14 protein-coding genes and 2 riboswitches are annotated in these 17,450 nt (G+C 46.9%); of the genes, 8 read left to right on the forward strand and 6 right to left on the reverse strand.

Annotated elements, in window-relative coordinates:
• Positions 1-32: 32 nt before the first annotated feature.
• Positions 33-1,079, forward strand: a complete 1,047-nt coding sequence (locus tag QMA04_RS00610) for a HEAT repeat domain-containing protein (RefSeq protein WP_290183596.1) — start codon at positions 33-35, stop codon at positions 1,077-1,079.
• A complete protein-coding gene (locus QMA04_RS00615) occupies positions 1,076-2,515 on the forward strand; it encodes a glycosyltransferase family 2 protein (RefSeq protein ID WP_290183597.1) in 1,440 nt (479 codons plus the stop codon). The genes QMA04_RS00610 and QMA04_RS00615 overlap by 4 nt, the downstream gene beginning before the upstream one ends.
• A gap of 25 nt (positions 2,516-2,540) precedes the next feature.
• Here QMA04_RS00615 and QMA04_RS00620 read toward each other — a convergent pair whose 3' ends face one another.
• The 5 genes from QMA04_RS00620 to mtnW form a co-directional block, all read right to left on the reverse strand.
• The gene (locus QMA04_RS00620) at positions 2,541-5,741 is read right to left on the reverse strand and encodes a hypothetical protein (protein ID WP_290183598.1); all 3,201 of its coding nucleotides are present in this window, start codon (positions 5,739-5,741) and stop codon (positions 2,541-2,543) included.
• Positions 5,742-5,874: 133 nt separating this feature from the next.
• On the reverse strand, positions 5,875-6,411 hold the full coding sequence (locus QMA04_RS00625) for a 1,2-dihydroxy-3-keto-5-methylthiopentene dioxygenase (protein WP_290183599.1): 537 nt from the start codon (positions 6,409-6,411) through the stop codon (positions 5,875-5,877).
• A gap of 15 nt (positions 6,412-6,426) precedes the next feature.
• The gene (locus QMA04_RS00630; RefSeq protein ID WP_191714609.1) at positions 6,427-7,041 is read right to left on the reverse strand and encodes a methylthioribulose 1-phosphate dehydratase; all 615 of its coding nucleotides are present in this window, start codon (positions 7,039-7,041) and stop codon (positions 6,427-6,429) included.
• Positions 7,038-7,703: a 2-hydroxy-3-keto-5-methylthiopentenyl-1-phosphate phosphatase gene (locus QMA04_RS00635; protein WP_290183600.1), complete on the reverse strand. Its 666-nt coding sequence runs from the start codon at positions 7,701-7,703 to the stop codon at positions 7,038-7,040. The genes QMA04_RS00630 and QMA04_RS00635 overlap by 4 nt, the downstream gene beginning before the upstream one ends.
• Positions 7,704-7,708: 5 nt before the next feature.
• Positions 7,709-8,923, reverse strand: coding sequence for a 2,3-diketo-5-methylthiopentyl-1-phosphate enolase (mtnW, locus tag QMA04_RS00640; protein ID WP_290183601.1), 1,215 nt, complete (start codon positions 8,921-8,923; stop codon positions 7,709-7,711).
• 75 nt (positions 8,924-8,998) lie between these two features.
• Positions 8,999-9,108, reverse strand: a riboswitch (SAM riboswitch).
• A 243-nt stretch (positions 9,109-9,351) separates the two neighbouring features.
• Positions 9,352-9,505, forward strand: a riboswitch (SAM riboswitch).
• A 74-nt stretch (positions 9,506-9,579) separates the two neighbouring features.
• On the opposite strand from mtnW, the gene mtnK reads away from it, so the two are divergent.
• The 5 genes from mtnK (at position 9,580) to QMA04_RS00665 (ending at position 15,489) form a co-directional block, all read left to right on the forward strand.
• Positions 9,580-10,770: an S-methyl-5-thioribose kinase gene (mtnK, locus tag QMA04_RS00645; RefSeq protein WP_290183602.1), complete on the forward strand. Its 1,191-nt coding sequence runs from the start codon at positions 9,580-9,582 to the stop codon at positions 10,768-10,770.
• Positions 10,767-11,828 (forward strand): S-methyl-5-thioribose-1-phosphate isomerase, encoded by a 1,062-nt coding sequence (gene mtnA, locus QMA04_RS00650; RefSeq protein WP_290183603.1) that lies wholly within the window; start codon positions 10,767-10,769, stop codon positions 11,826-11,828. Before mtnK ends, mtnA begins: the two co-directional genes overlap by 4 nt.
• Positions 11,825-12,907 carry a sugar ABC transporter substrate-binding protein gene (locus QMA04_RS00655; RefSeq protein ID WP_290183604.1) on the forward strand — a complete coding sequence of 361 codons (1,083 nt, stop codon included), beginning with the start codon at positions 11,825-11,827 and terminating at the stop codon, positions 12,905-12,907. Before mtnA ends, QMA04_RS00655 begins: the two co-directional genes overlap by 4 nt.
• Positions 12,908-12,971: 64 nt before the next feature.
• Positions 12,972-14,528 carry a sugar ABC transporter ATP-binding protein gene (locus QMA04_RS00660; RefSeq protein ID WP_290183605.1) on the forward strand — a complete coding sequence of 519 codons (1,557 nt, stop codon included), beginning with the start codon at positions 12,972-12,974 and terminating at the stop codon, positions 14,526-14,528.
• Positions 14,452-15,489, forward strand: a complete 1,038-nt coding sequence (locus QMA04_RS00665; RefSeq protein ID WP_290183606.1) for an ABC transporter permease — start codon at positions 14,452-14,454, stop codon at positions 15,487-15,489. The genes QMA04_RS00660 and QMA04_RS00665 overlap by 77 nt, the downstream gene beginning before the upstream one ends.
• 47 nt (positions 15,490-15,536) lie before the next feature.
• On the opposite strand, the gene QMA04_RS00670 is transcribed toward QMA04_RS00665, so the two are convergent.
• Positions 15,537-16,073 (reverse strand): dihydrofolate reductase family protein, encoded by a 537-nt coding sequence (locus QMA04_RS00670; RefSeq protein WP_203340322.1) that lies wholly within the window; start codon positions 16,071-16,073, stop codon positions 15,537-15,539.
• 306 nt (positions 16,074-16,379) lie between these two features.
• On the opposite strand from QMA04_RS00670, the gene QMA04_RS00675 reads away from it, so the two are divergent.
• Positions 16,380-17,390, forward strand: coding sequence for an EAL domain-containing protein (locus tag QMA04_RS00675; RefSeq protein WP_483313706.1), 1,011 nt, complete (start codon positions 16,380-16,382; stop codon positions 17,388-17,390).
• Positions 17,391-17,450 lie beyond the last annotated feature (60 nt).

Here is a 17,450-nt window from a genome sequence, read left to right on the forward strand (position 1 = left end):
AAAACGATGGCTTCAAAAAAGGGGACTGGCAAATGATTGAGTTATTTATATGGGCGGTTTTGGGTTTATTGGGAATTCAGTTGCTGATTCTAGCTTTGCTGATCGGTTGGAAAAGAAGGAATTTAGCCGATGAAAGAGTGATAGAAGAAGCATTAGCTACGTTACAGCCACAATTCCGAGAATATATAGAAGGTACTAGGGAAATGGAACCTGCGTTGCCGCCCGGAAAAAAACATCGTTTTAAATTGATGGAAACGATGCTGGATGAGTTTTCAGCTGAAGATTTTTCGGAGATGCAGTTTTTGAAAATGCACAGGCTAGCGGAAAAGTATTTGGCAGAGCCTTACCGCCTTGTTTTGAAAAAAGGCCAATGGGCAGAACGTGTCAATGCGTTGTATTTTATTGAAGACTTCCGGCTTTTTTCGTTGAAAGAAGATGTCTATCAGCATTTCCTGAGAATCAATAAACGTGACGAAGAGTACCGCCAGTGCATCCGCGTCTGCGCTACACTGCAGGAAGTACGGCTGATGGATGCAGCTATTGAAAACAGGAGCTTGTCATTCGGAATGATCAAAGAATTGCTGCACCGGCTGGAAGATGATTTATTGAAGGTGACAGCGGAACGGATGCAGGCTAAAGAGGATATTTCCGAGAACATGCTTAATGCCTTTATTACATTCAGTGGGGAACGCCGGATGGCCATGTTATTTCCTTTTGTCGAACAGAAGTTGCGCGATGAACGAAAGGAAGTGCGTCTGAAAGCCATGAGCAGCCTATGCCATTACGGAAAGATGACGGATCCTTCAATTCTTCTGGAATTTTATGATTCCGAGCATTGGCAGGAACGGATGTATGCGGCAAAACTGACGGGTGCCTGCCGTTTTGAGCAGTACAAACAAAACCTGGTTGACCTGCTGTCGGACAATGTCTGGTGGGTCCGCTTTGCAGGTGCTGAGAATATAAAAGTCTTTAAAGGCGGCAATGCCATTCTTGAGCAGGTATCAATCGAACACACGGATGCCTATGCACGAGATATTGCCAAACATATGCTGACAAGAGAAGGCGGGGAGCTCGCATGAATGGAGCTGGAATTACAGTAGTCATTGAAATCATTTCCTGGGCAATAATAGCTTATATGTTGGCTGCCGGCGCGATTTACTTGATCCTTTTCTTTGTCGCTAGCCCAAAGATAAGCAAAGAGAAGAAATTGAACCGCCAGGAGCAGATAGAAGAACTGTCGATCAATAAAGATACGTACCCCATTTCTATTCTGGTCCCTGCTTACAATGAAGAAGCAGGTGTGGTCAGCACTGTCCGATCATTGTTGAACCTGAACTACCCTCAGTATGAAATCATCGTAGTGAATGATGGTTCCACAGACAGAACCAGTGAAAAAGTGCTTGCCCAATTTGGAATGGAGCCGATTGAACTGGCGATCCGGACATATTTTAAAACAGGGGAGATCAAGCGGGCTTATCGATCGACACTTCACCCCAATCTTTTTCTAATCGAAAAAGAAAACGGCGGGAAGGCAGATGCTTTGAATGCAGGCGTCAATTTCTCGAGATATCCGTACTTTGCGGCGATTGACGGAGATTCGATTTTGGAACAGGACGCTTTGCTGAAAACCATGAAACCGATTGTGGATTCGAGTGGCCTGGTCACAGCTACAGGCGGGACTGTGAGAATCGCCAATGGCTGCAAAATAAACCGGGGTGTCATCGAACAGGTGGCATTGCCTAAGAAACCGCTGGAAATTATGCAGATTATCGAATACTTCCGCGCGTTTCTTATTGGGCGCCTCGGTTTTAGCCGGGTCAATATCCTGCTGATCATTTCAGGCGCGTTTGGCGTCTTTGAAAAAAGCCGTGTCATCAAAGTGGGTGGCTATAAAACCGATACGGTCGGGGAAGACATGGAACTCATTGTCCGATTGCACCGTTCCATCAAAGATGAAAAGTCGAAACAACGGATCGAATACATCCAGGACCCTGTTTGCTGGACAGAAGCACCCAGTACTGTGGCTTCCCTGCGGGCGCAACGGATCCGCTGGCAACGAGGTCTGGCGGAAACGCTGTGGACTCACCGGGGAATGATGTTCAATCCGAAGTACAGAGGGATTGGTTTGTTTTCGATGCCTTATTATGTGTTTATTGAATTGTTGAGCGCAGTTTTTGAAGTGATGGGGTATTTTATCATTATCGGCGGCTTTGCGTTCTCCTTCATTGAAACCGATATTGCGGTAGTGATGCTGCTGGTAATGGTCCTGTATGGCTCCTTGCTGTCCGCGCTTGCTGTGCTGCTGGAGGAATGGACCTATCACAAGTATCCGACCGTCAAAAGCATTCTTGTGCTTTATATTTATGCATTGACTGAGACATTCTGGTACCGCATCCTAATGAACTTTTGGCGCGTACAGGGTCTGTTCTACGCCTTCAAGAAAAAATCAGTATGGGGAGACATGGAGCGAAAAGGTGTGTTCTCTGATGAAGAAGCAGAAGAAGGAAGCCTGTAAAAGGCTTCCTTCTTTTGGTTTCTATTTAATTTTTCTCGCCGAAGGTCTTTTGAAGAATGTAATAAGATTGCTTCAGCCGCTCTTCGGATTGCGGCAGCCCCCAAGTTTCCCATGAGTACCGGGCCGCTTGAGAGGCTTCAAAAGTTTCAACAGCCTTTCCGTCGCTATCGGTCAGGCTGGCGGCGATGTCCAGCCCTTTGATCGTTTCGGAGGATTCGATGCCATCTTTCCAGAGATCACCGATGAATTCGCGCTTAGCCGGATCTTTAGCGTTCAACAACATCCACGGAATACGGATTTCCATGATTCCCGTCTTCTTGTCGTAATAATAATCGTTCAAGGAATCGTAATCCTCGTGCTCAGGATTGGCAATGCCAAAACGGAAGACGCCAGTTTCATAGGCATCGAACGGATAAGTTTCGCCTGTATCCGGGCGTACGAATTCTTTGTTCAACGCAAGGCGGATCGGGTGGAATGTCGACTCGATATCCTCTTCTGCCGGAATCATCTCTAGGCGTTCATGGTAATCATAATAGAAGCTGTCGTAATCGCCCGCTACCTGGAGCTGTGCTTTCTCCAATCCTTCCACCTTCAAGTGGAAGTCTGCCAGAAACTCTGTTTTCTCCAAGGCATCGACCGCGATGCCTTGGCCTTCACGGATGCTGAAGTAAAGGTTGAAATCCTGGTTGTCCCACCAGTTTTTATTGGCTGGGTCGAATTGGGCTTTGATGTAGACATAACGTTCGTCCGAATCCATGGTTAAGGTTCTGAGTGCTCCATCCTCTTTTTCATAAAGGGTTTCGTCCTCTGTCCAATCATCTTCACCATCCACTTTGACTTTGTGGCGATCAAAACTCAGCAAGCCAAATTGCTGCTCGTTGGTTTGGGCGTTGGACCAAAATGGACGCTCGTCCGGATTGTCATAATCCATCGTATTCCAAGTACGTTTAAACCACTCATCCTGCCAGGTGAAGACCATACCGCCCAGCATGCCTTCTTCAAGAATGTCTTCATACATATGGGTGACGATTTCCCCTTGCTGCCGTTCAGAAATGAATCCTTGATTCCAGCCGAATGGATTTTCGTGAGTCATGCCGCGGGAGGCCGGAACCCCGAATTCGGCGATGACGATCGGCATGTCGTGCGAATCATTCAAGTCCTTCAAGTAACCGGCATAGTTATTGAATTCGCCGCGGTGATCAACAAATTCAGTATAGCGTTCCTCCAGATTCAGAAAATCGGGATAGTACGGATAGACATGGTAGGAGGCGAACATGCCGACCGTATCTGTGATGCCTTTGGTCTTGATGTGATTCGGATCGACGGTGGCCATGTCTTCCTGTTCACTCGGTTCTGCAGGCTGATCGATGTTGTCTGTCGTTACCCAGTTGGTGAAGCTGAGAGGGCGCATGCTTTGGTATTCGTCCAACTCGTAGGCGGCCAAAAAGTCCAATTGCTGTGCCAGCCAATGCTCCATTGGATTTGCCTCTTCTGTATAGACATAGGTGCCTTCAAAATCACCCAAGTCCGGATAATCCTGCTCCATTTGATCGACTGTTAAAGGAAACCATTCAATGCCAATCATCCAACCGATGACATAGGGAGAAATATCAGACTTATAAGTTCCGTAAGCGTGGCCCGGTTCCTGTTCAACTACAGCATCGCCGTGGATCACATCGACAATTTTCTCGACTTCAGTTTGAAACCGTTCTGTGATTTCAGGAGTAAAAGCGTCCAATGTCTCCACCAGCGGCTCTTCGTCAATCCAAACCCCGTGATACAAGTAAAGCGGCTCGTCAGCGCTGGCATTGTAAGCAGCGAATGCTTCGTAGAAAGCCGGCGGATGGAGCGTATAGACACGGATTGCATTGGCATTCATCTCGCCGATTGCCTTGAACCACCGGTCGTATTCTTCGCGGGTGATGGCCGCTTCTCCTGGAAACGTTCCGGGTTTGGCCATTCCCATATTGACGCCTTTAATAGTGAAGGGCTGCCACTCGCCATCCTCATAAACTTCAAACGCTTGCCCATTAATGCGGGAAGGATATGCGATCCCCTCTTTCGTGGCGGCAGTAGCTTTAACTGTTTCAACTTGTTTTTTCTTCTGTTCTGCATTCGCCAAAATCGTTTCCATCATAGGTACGTAAGTCTGCCAATAAAAACTCTTTTCGCCATCAAGCGATTCCATGGAAAGGAATGAACGCAGCTTCGAGAATCCTGAATAGCGGTAGAAGTTTGGCGTGTCATCCATATCGACAAAATCCCCTGCAAAGTAATAAAGATCCGCTCCGTGTTTCGATTGATGAAAGACAGCTGGAAAATCCAACGGAATATCTGCTGCTTTCAATTTGTCGCTGCCTTTAGTTTCCAGGTTCCATTGGTAGTCTGCTAAGACCTCGGTGCCTGACTGCGCTTGGTTGATATCAAACCAATAATCAAAAGAAGGGCTTTTCTTCAACTCGAATTGAGCTGTACCTTGTTCAGTGAAGGCAAGGCGAAGCCCGTCAGTACCGACTTCTCCGGCATCTTCAGAAAGGACCACGATTTCACCTTCAGCATCATTGACCAAGACAAATCCGGCCCCTTCAAAATTCCATTCTCCATCATTTCTTTCATAGTTCTCAATAATCCATTGAGGTACTTCGCCGTCAGTAGAATGGAGGTCTGCGAAATGGCGTCCACTCCAGCCGCTCCATTCCAATCCTAGGAATTCGTTCATGTCCTGGGTGACTTCTTCCGTAGTTGGGGAGGCGAAGGTATTGAATTCTACAACCAAGTCCGTGCCTTGGGACTGCACCTGCTTTTTGATGGTTTGCCATTCAGCCATTTCAAGCCCACCGGAAAGCATGGATGAAGTGCCCGGCTTTTTCTCTGCAGACTGCCAAGGAAGATCTTCTTCATAGACTCCATAAGAATCCGCTAAATAAATCAAGTCCGTTCCAGATAGATCTTGAGGCAACTCACGGGTTGTATAGCTTTCCGCTTGTTCATCCGGAACAAAGCCGTAATAATCGGACTCTGCCTGATAGGGCTCCTGGGATTCTGTTACATAGCGATGGTGATTCAACAGCCAGGTCAGTCCTTTATGTTCCCGGTAGCTTTCAGTCGGTACTGTTTTATCGAGTATGGCTATGTTTACTATTTTTTCTTCTTTAAAGAACCAGACAAGAACGGGCAGCAAAAGCAGAATAATAATTGCTGTTATAGATAGAAGCGTTTTCTTCATTCATATCACTCATTTCTATTTACAAAATATAACTCAAAAGACATTATAGCTTAAAAGACATTAAAAATAGAAAAAAATTACCTGTTTTTCAAAATAAAAAAGACTCGATTACTCGAGTCTTTTTGAAAAATTATTAGCTTTGTACACTGCCTTCTTCCTGGTAAACCGGTACCCATCCTTCAGTCGTTACAAAAATACGGATAGCTACGACTTTGCGGTCGTCAGCAAGTGTAAAGTAATGGGTGATGTTTTCAGGAACCGAGATTAAGTCGCCTGGCGTCAAGTGAACTTCAAAAAAACGTTCGTCTTTTCCTTGGATGATGAAGACGCCGTGTCCGCTGACGATGTAACGGACTTCGTCATCTGTGTGAATATGCTTGCGCTGGAAGTTTTTCAGGAGCTCATCCAATTTCGGATTAGAGTCAGACAGGGAAATGATATCCGCTGCCTGGTAGCCGCGGCGCTCGGAGATGTCATCGATTTCTGTTTTGAATGCCTGAAGGATTTCGTCTTTGTCAGCATCGCTCAAATCAAATTTTTCGCGCAGGTTCTCCGGCAATTTAGTGTTGTCCCAATGCTCATAAACGACTTCCTGCTGCTCCAGAAATGCCGCTACTTCGTTTTGTGCCTCGATTGTTTCGTTTGTTCCTTGAATTTTAATGATCGCCATTTAAATCTTCCTCTCTTATTTTAACTGTAGTTGTAACGCTAATTGGTATTGAAATAAAAATTCGCTGGCTTCAAGCAGCTTCTTTGCTTCAAAGCCGTCTTTTCCCCAAACGGTGATGCCGTGGTTGCGGATCAGCACCGCTCCTTTATCGGCAGTGATATAAGGTTCAAAGGCTGCGGCAAGCGTCGGGATATCGGCGTGATTTGGAATGATCGGAATGGTCAATACAGCATCTTCTTCCCATAATCCAAAGGCCTTGATCAATTCCTGTCCCTGGAAATCGATTTTTCCGGCATCTCCGTATAATTCGGAAATGACGTTATTGGCTACCGTGTGGACGTGGAGGCTGCAGCCGGCCCCTGTCTTTCCATATATCGCACAGTGCAACAAAGTTTCTGCAGAAGGCTTCAATAGAGTCCCGGCAGCCGGCTGTCCATCGGCATCCACAAGAAGGAAGTCTTCGTCAGTGCGTTTTTTCTTGTCTTTGCCGCTGGCGGTAACCAGAAATTCAAGTGGCTCGTCCGCCACTTTGATGGCGAGATTTCCGCTGGTTCCCATAAACCAGTCACGAATAGCCAGTTCATCTTTGACATCGGCCAGTTCCAGCCATTTATCGTGCAATGCCGTCATGACTTCACCCCTGTATAGTCATCCACAATGGCGATGACTTCATGGAAAGTTTCAAACGGTTTATAATCGATGTCCGCTTCCTGGCATTTTTCAGCCAGCAGATCCCGGGCAATGACAAAATCAGCTTGTTTGGCGGCTTCCCAGTCACTGATGGAATCGCCGATGACGATACTTTTGGCGCTGCTGCCTAGAAGATCCCGAATGACGGATGGTTTGCAGCAGCCACAGCCTTGGCTGGTACAGGTTTCGTCACAGCCATGTGGAAATACCAGTTTGATGGTGTCTCCTGAAAAATCGGCGCTGTTGCAATAAATGCCGTCAAAAGGTCCAAATGGTTCAAGCAGCGGGTAAACAAAGAAATCGATGCCGCCGCTGACGATGTACAAAGGAAGTTGCTGTTGCTTTGTATAAGCGACAAAATCGCTGAAGCCTTCGCGTATTTCCGCCTGCTCCAGCACATATGAAATGATGTCGTCTTTTGCCTCGACCGGAAGGAGGGAGAACATTTTCGCAACACCCTCACGTATCGAAATGGATTGGTCAAGAATCTGGTCTTTGACGGTTTCCCAGCCCGGCGGATTAAATTTCTTCATAATGGCAATGATGTTGTCATTGGCTGTAACGGTGCCGTCAAAATCGCAAAAAATAATCGGTTTACTCAAGTTGTTCACCCCCATAGCTCAAGTGCTGTTTGTAGTTCTTGATGTTGTTTGCCTGCCGCCTGCAGAGTTTCCCCCTGCAGGACCGCATCGATGGCCTGCCTGAAAGCCTGTCCGCCGCCAGCTGCACCAGCGGGATGTCCATGGACACCGCCGCCGGCATTGATGACACTGTCGATTCCATAATCAGCCATCAGCAATGGCACAAGACCAGGGTGGATGCCTGCAGATGGAACGGGGAAGCTGCGCTTCAGAGGGCTGTCTATCGTCAGTTCTTTGCCGAGCGCAAGGGCCGCTGTTTTCTCCAACGCAACACTGCCGTAAGGAGAAGGAAACAGGGAGAAGTCAGCTCCTGCATAGCGGATCAATTTCCCGAGTGCGAGCGGTGTAGCGAGACCATAGAAAGCGGAAGAAGTGAAAGCGCCGCTGAAAGCCGGATGTGCCATGAGCGGCAAAGCAATTTCATCATCTTCAGCCAGTTCCTGCAGTACATCGAGCCCATACGCATGAACATTGAACAGTAAAGCATCCGCTCCAAGTTCACGTGCTTTTCGTGCTTTTCCTCTCAGTTCGGAAGTTCGCCCTGACAAGTTCACCGCATAAAGTGTACGATGGCCTGTTTCTTCATAAACGCTTGTCAGTACGTCTTTGCCAGTGGTGATTCGTTTTTCAAATGGAGTCAGTGGATTGTCGAATAAAATTTCATCGTCTTTGACCAAGTCCACACCACCCAATGCCTGTTCACGCAATTGAGCAGACAGAAAATCCAGATCGCGGCCGATGACGCCTTTGAATATGCTCATCAGAAGCGGTCGTCCGGCTACGCCAAGTGTGTTGCGGATTTCTTCAATGCCGAAGCGTGGGCCGGGAAAATGGCTGAGCAAGTCGTGGCTGAAATCCAAATCCACTAACTTCACTTCTCCGTCCAATGACAATTTTCCGAAAACCGTGGTCAAGATGGCCGGAAGGTCAGCAGAGAAATTGGCGGACGGATAAGCGACAGCAACTTCCGCTTTGACCAGTTCGGGTTTCAATGGATGGTTGATTTCTTCAAATTCCTTAACGGAAACGACGTTTCCTTTATGGTGTTTCAGCTGCTCCTGTTCGAGGAGCGGCAAATCGGTCCAGGAGCCGATCGTCAGACCCAAAGCGATGCCTTCCGCCTTTTTCTCAAAAGAACCAGGCTTTCCGTATAATTGATAAGTAGCAGTCAAGATGCTCATGTATTCAACACTCCCATGCAATTTTAAAAAATAAAAAACCTCTTCAAATAAGAAGAGGTTAAGGGCTTTAACAACTTCTTATTTCTCAGCCATCGGTTCTGGCTGCAAGAATTAGCACCGTGTCCACTATTGGACCGGTTGCCGGGTATCGTAGGGCTTGTCCCTCCACCTGCTCTGAATAAGAAAGATATGAAATTGGGTAAGTTTTTTGGGCTGGTCCTACTTATAGAATCTCAGCGTAAAAAGAAATGATCGTTCGAAATGATAGAACTGCTTTAATAGAGTAAAGTAATTCTGATTATTTCATGCGCACCGAAATCTGTCAACAGCATTGTTGCAAAATTGTTTTTATTTAAAAAATGTGATTGACAGTCAATTCTGAATCGTGATAGGATTCATTTCAGAACTTAATAGCACGACAAGCAGTACTCTTATCAAGAGCTGGCAGAGGGATTTTGGCCCGATGACGCCCAGCAACCGACCGTAATACCGTTGTGAGACGGGGCGCTTTGGCGCCAGGATGAATATCCTGTAAGGCACGGTGCTAATTCCATCAGAAATTTATTTTCTGAAAGATAAGAGGCATGGGATCTCTTATTCTGGCCTCTTTCTTTTGGAAAGAGGCTTTTTATATTGCAGAGAAAGGGAGATTGACCATGACACTTACGGCTCCAACCACCTATAAATCATTAACCGAAGAAGCTGCCATCGAATTGGCGAAAACTATTCAAGCATTTGATCATAAAGCTCAATTGACGTGCCGGGAAATCGGCGACGGCAATTTAAATTATGTTTTTCAAATTGAAGAGGCAGCCACAGGCAAGAGGCTGATCATCAAGCAGGCTTTGCCATATGCCAAAGTCATCGGCGAAAGTTGGCCGCTGACATTGAAGCGTGCGACGATCGAAGCCAATGTTCTGAAGAAGCACGGCGAGTTTGTGCCGTCTTTGGTGCCGGCCGTCCATGCAACGGACGAAGCATTGGCTATAACGGTGATGGAAGATTTATCGCATCTCGAAATTGCGCGGGAAGGCTTGATCAACGGCCGGCAATTTCCAAGGCTGTCACAGGATATCGGCGAATACCTGGCACAGACTTTGTTCCACACTTCTGATTATGGGCTGCATCCTTTTGAGAAAAAACGCTTGGCTGCTGAGTTTTCCAATCCGGAACTATGCAAAATCACAGAAGACCTGATTTTTACCGATCCATTTTTTGATGTTGACACCAATGATTACGAACCACAGCTGCAGGCAGCAGCAGAAGCGATTTGGAACGACCGCAAACTGCAGCTGGAAGTGGCGAAATTGAAGAAGAGTTTCTTGACTGAAGCGGAAGCGCTGCTTCACGGAGACCTTCATACCGGCAGTATTTTTGCGGGGCCGGCCGAAACGAAAGTCATTGACCCGGAGTTCGGCTTTTACGGCCCGATCGGCTTTGATGTCGGATTGTTTCTGGCCAACCTGATTTTCCAAACGATTACACGGGAAGGCGAGGAGCGCCAGGAAATCGTAGCTCACATTGAAAAAACATGGGAAGTATTCGCTTCTTCATTCACGGAACTGTGGCAAACGCAGAGCGTTGAATCGTTCAAGGAGACCGAAGGATATCTTGAATATGTCCTCGGCAAAGTACTGGCCGATGCCGTCGGTTTCGCCGGCTGCGAATTGATCCGCCGGACGATTGGCCTGGCGCATGTCAAAGACCTGGACAGCATCGAAGACAACGATAAGAGAATTTCCTTCAAGAAGCAGGCATTGCAGAGTGGGCGGGAATTAATCCTGAAGCGTGAACAAACTGCTTCGATCAAAGACTTGGTGGAAATTCTGAAGGAGGCACGCATATGAGCATTCCGTTATCCATCAAATGGGACGGAGAGCAGCTGACCATCCTGGATCAGCAGAAACTGCCGCATGAGATTGACTATTTAACGCTTGAAACGGTAGAAGATGTATATAACGCGATTTTCTTCTTGAAGGTGCGCGGAGCTCCGGCCATCGGCATCACGGCTGCATATGGCTTAGCGATAGGAGCACAGCGGCACGATGCCGTTTCCTTGGAAGCTTTTCAGCAATATGTCGAAAAAGATGCGGCGTACCTGAATTCTTCACGGCCGACTGCCGTTAACCTCGGCTGGGCACTCAGCCGCTTGAAAGACAAGGTGCAAGAAGCAGAGAACGTGCAGCAGGCGAAATTGCTGCTGCTTGCGGAAGCTGTGAAGATCCATAAAGAAGACGAAGAGTCCTGCCGCAGCATTGGTGAACACGCTTTGGTATTGCTGCAAGGAAAGACGAAAGTCATGACCATCTGCAACGCCGGTTCAATCGCTACGGCTAAATACGGTACGGCTTTAGCGCCATTCCATCTTGGCAGCGAACGCGGCCGTGAGTTTGAAGTGTTTGCCTGTGAAACCCGTCCGGTTTATCAAGGCGCACGTCTGACAGCTTGGGAGCTTCAGCAGTCAGGGGTTGATGTCACATTGATCACCGACAGCATGGCGGCGCACACCATTGGAGCCAAAGGAATTGAAGCCATCATTGTAGGCGCGGACCGCATTGCAGCCAACGGCGATACGGCCAATAAAATCGGGACGTATAACTTAGCTTTGTTGGCCAATGCTTTCAGCATCCCATTTTATGTAGCGGCGCCGGCATCAACATTCGATTTGTCGATTGAGGACGGAACCGTGATTCCGATCGAAGAACGAAACCCGGAGGAGATTACCCATACGAACGGACAGCCGGTCGCACCTCTTGGCACGAAAGTGTTTAATCCGGCATTCGACGTGACGCCGGCACATCTCATCACCGCCATCATCACCGAAAAAGGTATCATCACTGCAGAATACAAAAAAAACATCCCTGACTTGCTTGGTGCATTTACAGGAAAAGGAGAAACACGATGAAAAAACAATCTATTTGGCTGCTTGCCGCACTTTTATTTATCAGTATTTTATTAACCGCTTGCCAACCAAAAGGGAACGTCAGCGAAGAAGAAACTTCTTCAGATACGAAGGCTGAGGCTTCAGACCATCCACTTGCCGGCAAAGAAATTGCCTTGATTATGCAAATCAATTTAGGGACATTCAGCGCCCAATACATAGCGGGTGTGGAAGAACAGGTTGAGAAATTCGGAGGCAAGGCAACTGTTTTCACTTCTGAAGGGGATTTGGCGAAAATGGCCTCTAACCTGGATGCAGCCATCAATCAAGGTGTCGATGGCATTTTGATTGACCATGGAACAAAAGAAGCATTGAACCAAGGTGTTGAAAAAGCGCTTGAAGCCGGAATTCCGGTTGTGGCGTTTGATGCAGGCATCGATGTTGAAGGTGTGGTTTCTTTGGAGCAAGGCGATCAGCAGATGGCCGAGATGAGCTTGGAAAAACTGGCGGAAGACAATAACGGCGAAGCCAATATCGTTAAAATATGGACAGCGGGCTTTGCACCGATGGAAAGACGCCAGATAGCTTATGAAAAATTCCTATCCGACAACCCCGGCATCAAGGAAGTGACAGCATTCGGTGCCGCTACCAATAATACGGCACTGGACACGCAATCACAGATGGAAGCAGTTTTGAAACAATACCCGAACGAAGGGGAAATCACTGCAGTATGGGCCGCGTGGGATGAGTTTGCGAAAGGTGCTGTCCGTGCCATTGAACAAGCAGGGCGTACAGATATTAAAGTATACGGCATCGATATGAGCGATGAGGATCTGCAATTGATGCAAAAAGAAAACAGCCCATGGCTCGCTTCGGCAGCAGTGGATCCGACGGATATCGGACGCATTCAAGTTCGTTACTTATATCAGTTGTTGAATGGCGAACAGCCGGAAGAAAAAGTGATTTTGGAGCCGGTTTTTGTTGAGGCGGAAAGTTTGCCGGAAGAAACGGTGACAACTGATAAGTTAAGCGAATACGTAGAAGGCTGGGGCGCAAGCGAACAGGGCTACACGGATGAATTGCGCGAATTGGAAGGACAATAATCTTCATCATTTCGAGCTGTCCTGAAAGATGGGGCAGCTCTTTTATCAGAAAGGAGGCGTTTCTATGGCACAAGCTTTACTTTCGATGACCGCGATCGGCAAAACTTTCGGTGCAGTGAAGGCGTTGCAAAAAGCCGAGTTCCATTTGGAAAAAGGAGAAGTCCATGCCATTCTAGGCGTCAATGGCGCCGGGAAAAGCACATTGATCAAAATCCTGTCGGGCGTTTACCAGCAGGATGAAGGAACGATTAAATTGGATGGCTCCGACATCCGGCTGGAATCGCCGAAGGCAGCCAAAGAACAGGGGATTTACTGTGTTTATCAAGAAGTGGATACAGCCATTGTTGCTGAGCTGACTGTGGCAGAAAATATCCTCCTCGACACATTCGCAGGGAAAGGCAATTTATTCGTTTCCAGACAAAAAATCAATGAACGCGCACGTCTTGCTTTGCGCGAGCTGCAGGCAGACAACATCAATGTCCAGCAGAAAGCGGCGAGACTGACTTTGGCGGAAAAGCAGATGGTGCTGATTGCCAGAGCCTTGGTCCATTCGGCGAAAATCATTATATTTGATGAACCGACAGCTCCGCTGTCTATCCATGAATCAGAGAAACTATATACTGTCATTGCAAAGTTAAAAGCACAGGGCGTCGGCTGCGTCTTTATTTCCCATCGCCTGCCGGAAGTATTTGAAATCAGCGACCGGATTACAGTGATGAGGGAAGGGACGCTGGTCAAAACCTACGATACGGCAGAAGCCGATCAGGATAGAGTGATTGAAGCGATGCTCGGTGCAGCGCTGAGCCATGAATTGGAGCCGAGGGTGCATGCGATTGGAGCCCCTTTGCTGGAAGTGGCGAATTTATCGGATGGCCAGAAGCTCAAAGATCTGTCGCTCGCGGTTGCAGCAGGTGAAGTAGTGGGTGTCGTCGGATTGGTCGGCGCCGGTAAAACGGAGCTTGCCAAAGCCTTGTTTGGAGGAACGCCTTTAACATCGGGTACGGTGAAGCTTTCGGGGAAAACAGCTAAAATCAACCATCCGGCAGACGCCATCAAAGCAGGAATGGCGTTGATTCCGGAAGAACGCCGAAAAGAAGGGTTATTTGTCCAGGAATCACTGGAAACCAATGCATCATTCCCTAACCTGAAAAAGTTTTCTAAGAATTTGTTGATGGACCGGAAAGCCGAAAAGCGCTTTGCTGATGAAATCATCGAGCGTTTGCGCATCAAAACCGACAGTACAGAAACGCCTCTCGTTCATTTGAGCGGAGGAAACCAGCAGAAAGTGGCGATCGGCAAATGGATCTCCCTCGATTCGGCCTTGTACCTCTTCGATGAACCGACAAAAGGCGTCGACATCGGAGCCAAAGTGGATATTTTTAAATTGATCCGCCAATTGGCTGAAAGCGGCAAAGGCTGTCTGTATTTTTCAAGTGAAATTCATGAAGCCATCGGAATTTCCGATCGGATTCTCGTTATGTACAACGGTCAAATCGTGAAGGAATTATCACGACAAGAAGCGACCCAGGAAAGGATTTTATTGTATGCAAGTGGTGGAAAAGAAGAACTTGGGGAAACACAAAAGCTCGGTGAAAGACAACGCGATTCAGTTTCTGTTTAAATATGGCGCCATCGCATTACTTATTTTCATCATTTTTTACTTCAGCACAATCAGCGATGCTTTTTTCGCATACGGTAACTTCACAGACATCCTGCGTTCCATTTCCATTGTCACGTTACTCGCTTTGGGTGTCACGTTCACGCTGGTAGTGGATGGTTTCGATTTATCGGTAGGTTCGACGATGTCTTTATCGACAGTCGTTTCCGCATCTCTGATGGTTTGGTACGATATGCCGCTATGGCTCGTCCTTCTCCTGCCGCTATTGATCGGGGTGCTGGTCGGAGCGGTCAACAGCTTTCTTATTGTGGTCATCGGCATTCCGGATTTGCTGGCGACGCTGAGCATGATGTACATTGTTGCCGGTTTGCACCGTACGTACACAGAAGGCTACTCGATCTACAACAATATGCCATTGACTTCAGGAGGAACCGCACCGGGGCAATTGTCGGAAGCGTTTCTGTGGATTGGGCAAGGACAGATGCTGGGCTTGCCGGTTCCGGTTTGGATCATGCTGGTGATGGTCCTGGCTTCCTATGTAATTTTAAACCATACACGCTGGGGCCGGGTGCTTTACATGACCGGCGGGAACGCCGAAGCCGCGACACTGTCGGGCGTCAGCGTCAAAAAAGTGAAATTTGCCGCTTATGTAGTATCGGGTATTTTTGCTTCAATGGCTGGTATTTTGTTTACTGCACGCGTAGGTTCCGGACAAATTGATGCAGGGGCTCCGTTGATGATGGAGGCAGTTGCGGCAGTATTTGTCGGTTACTCGGTGTTAGGGGCGGGCAAACCGAATGCGCTGGGCACATTTTTTGGAGCTGCAGTTATCGGCATTTTGTTGAACGGCTTAACGATTCAGAATCTCCCTTATTATGCTTTTGATATTATCAAAGGAGGCGTACTGGTTGCTGCACTGGCAGTCACTTATGTTTACGCCAAAAAGAAATTCAGCAAAAACTAAGCACAAAAAAGAAAGCCTCCCGTTGCAGGAGGCTTTCTTTTTCTGTTTTATTTGTCTGGTGTATAACTGGCAATGAGCACACCTGAATCTGTTGAACGGATGTCCTGTAAGTTGAACATTTTCTGATCAGCATTTTCCTTGAAAAGCCGTTTGCCTTCTCCCAAAACGAGCGGAAATGTCATCAAATGAAGTTCGTCGACCAAATCATGTTTCAGCAAAGTTTCAATGAGTTCAGCGCTGCCATAAACCAACAGACGTTGTCCGGTTTTTTTCAGTTTGGCGACTTCCTGCGCTACATTGCTGGTAATCAGGCGGGCATTCCATTCCGTGCGCTTCAGAGTGGTGGAAGCTACATACTTGGGTATTTTATTCATCCGGTCAGCAAACCCTTCTTCATCTTCAGCAGCGGGCCAAGCGGCTGCAAACCCTTCATATGTCACCCTTCCAAGCAGCAATGCGTCACTGCCGAACAGCAGATCCAGCTGGAACTTCGCGATTTCGTTATCCCAGTAAGGGGCAGTCCATGACGGTTCTTCCATAACCCCATCAAGCGTCAAATACATCGCAACAACGATTTTTCCCATGATCATTCTCCTTTGTGAATGAAATAACAGCGGGCCGTTCTTTTGAGATGGACAACAATTCGGATAACCTAGAGCAGTTTCTTTTGCCTGTTAAACGATGAACGGCAAGTTAATGTATACATTCTTCACCGTCGAAAAAAAACCTCTTTTTCCGACGGTTAAATCATCATGTAACAGATGCTTCAGTTGTGCTAATAAAACAAGAACAACTCTTTTCCCATTAGCGATTTTTTATTTTTTGTATAAAATTGTTAACTATTAACTAGTGAAATAAAGTAAAATGGAACTACCAAAATTAAGGAGGAAATGGACTTGCAATGCAATAATTGCTCCGTAACGGAGTTGAAGTTTGAGATCAAAATAGAAGGCAACTCCAATATGTTGGCATTGCCGCAAATTTATAGCCATTTGAATAGAAGAGACATTGACATAGTGACGACAGAAAATGGACTGATTGTAGATGAAGCAGGAGCCAAAGAGCTGATGGATTTTTGCCGTCATTTTATGGATTTGGAACAAGTCGTTTTCCGAATAAACCGTGAAGCGTGGAAGCCGTTTTCTGAAATTGAAACCGTGTTGGATATGCAATGGATTGATAAAGTGATTCAAAAAGAGCTGATTTCCTGCCATTATCAGCCAATTGTGAATGGAAATGAAGAGATTTTTGCATATGAAATGCTGGCGCGTTTCCAAAATGAAGACGGATCGATGATCTACCCGAATGAAATTTTTCCAGCTGCCAAAATCCGCGGGCGCCTGTATGCATTGGATCGGGTATGCAGAATGACAGCTGTAAGGTATGCAGCCAAACTTAAAGGAGAGAAAGCGTTCATCAATTTCATTCCGACTTCAATTTATTCCCCTGAATTTTGCTTGCGTTCGACAATTTCTTTATCAGAACAGCTAGGGGTGGATCCAAAATCCTTAGTATTTGAAGTGGTGGAAACGGAAAAAGTGGATGATTTGGATCATTTGAAGAAAATCTTGGCTTACTACAAGGAAAAAGGATTCGATTACGCGTTGGATGACGTGGGTGAAGGTTACAGTACGATTGAAATGCTGGCAGACCTGAAGCCGAAATACATGAAGTTGGATATGCAATATGTCCAAGGGGTGGCAATGGATCCGGCAAAGCAGAAAGTGGCGGAAAATTTTTTGAAGAAAGCGCTGGAAATCGGCTCCATTCCTTTGGCCGAAGGCGTTGAAACACGCGAAGACTTTAAATGGCTTAAGCAGCGGGGGTACCAATTATTCCAGGGTTATTATTTCGGGAAGCCGGCGGCAATGCCTCTGTATAAGAAGAAAATCGAAGTATGAAGAAGAAGGAAAAGTAACTGGAAAAAACGTTGAGGATATGAATCCTCAACGTTTTTTTAA

Origin of the sequence: Planococcus sp. APC 3900 (assembly GCF_030407735.1) — a bacterium.
Lineage (GTDB): Bacteria > Bacillota > Bacilli > Bacillales_A > Planococcaceae > Planococcus > Planococcus notacanthi.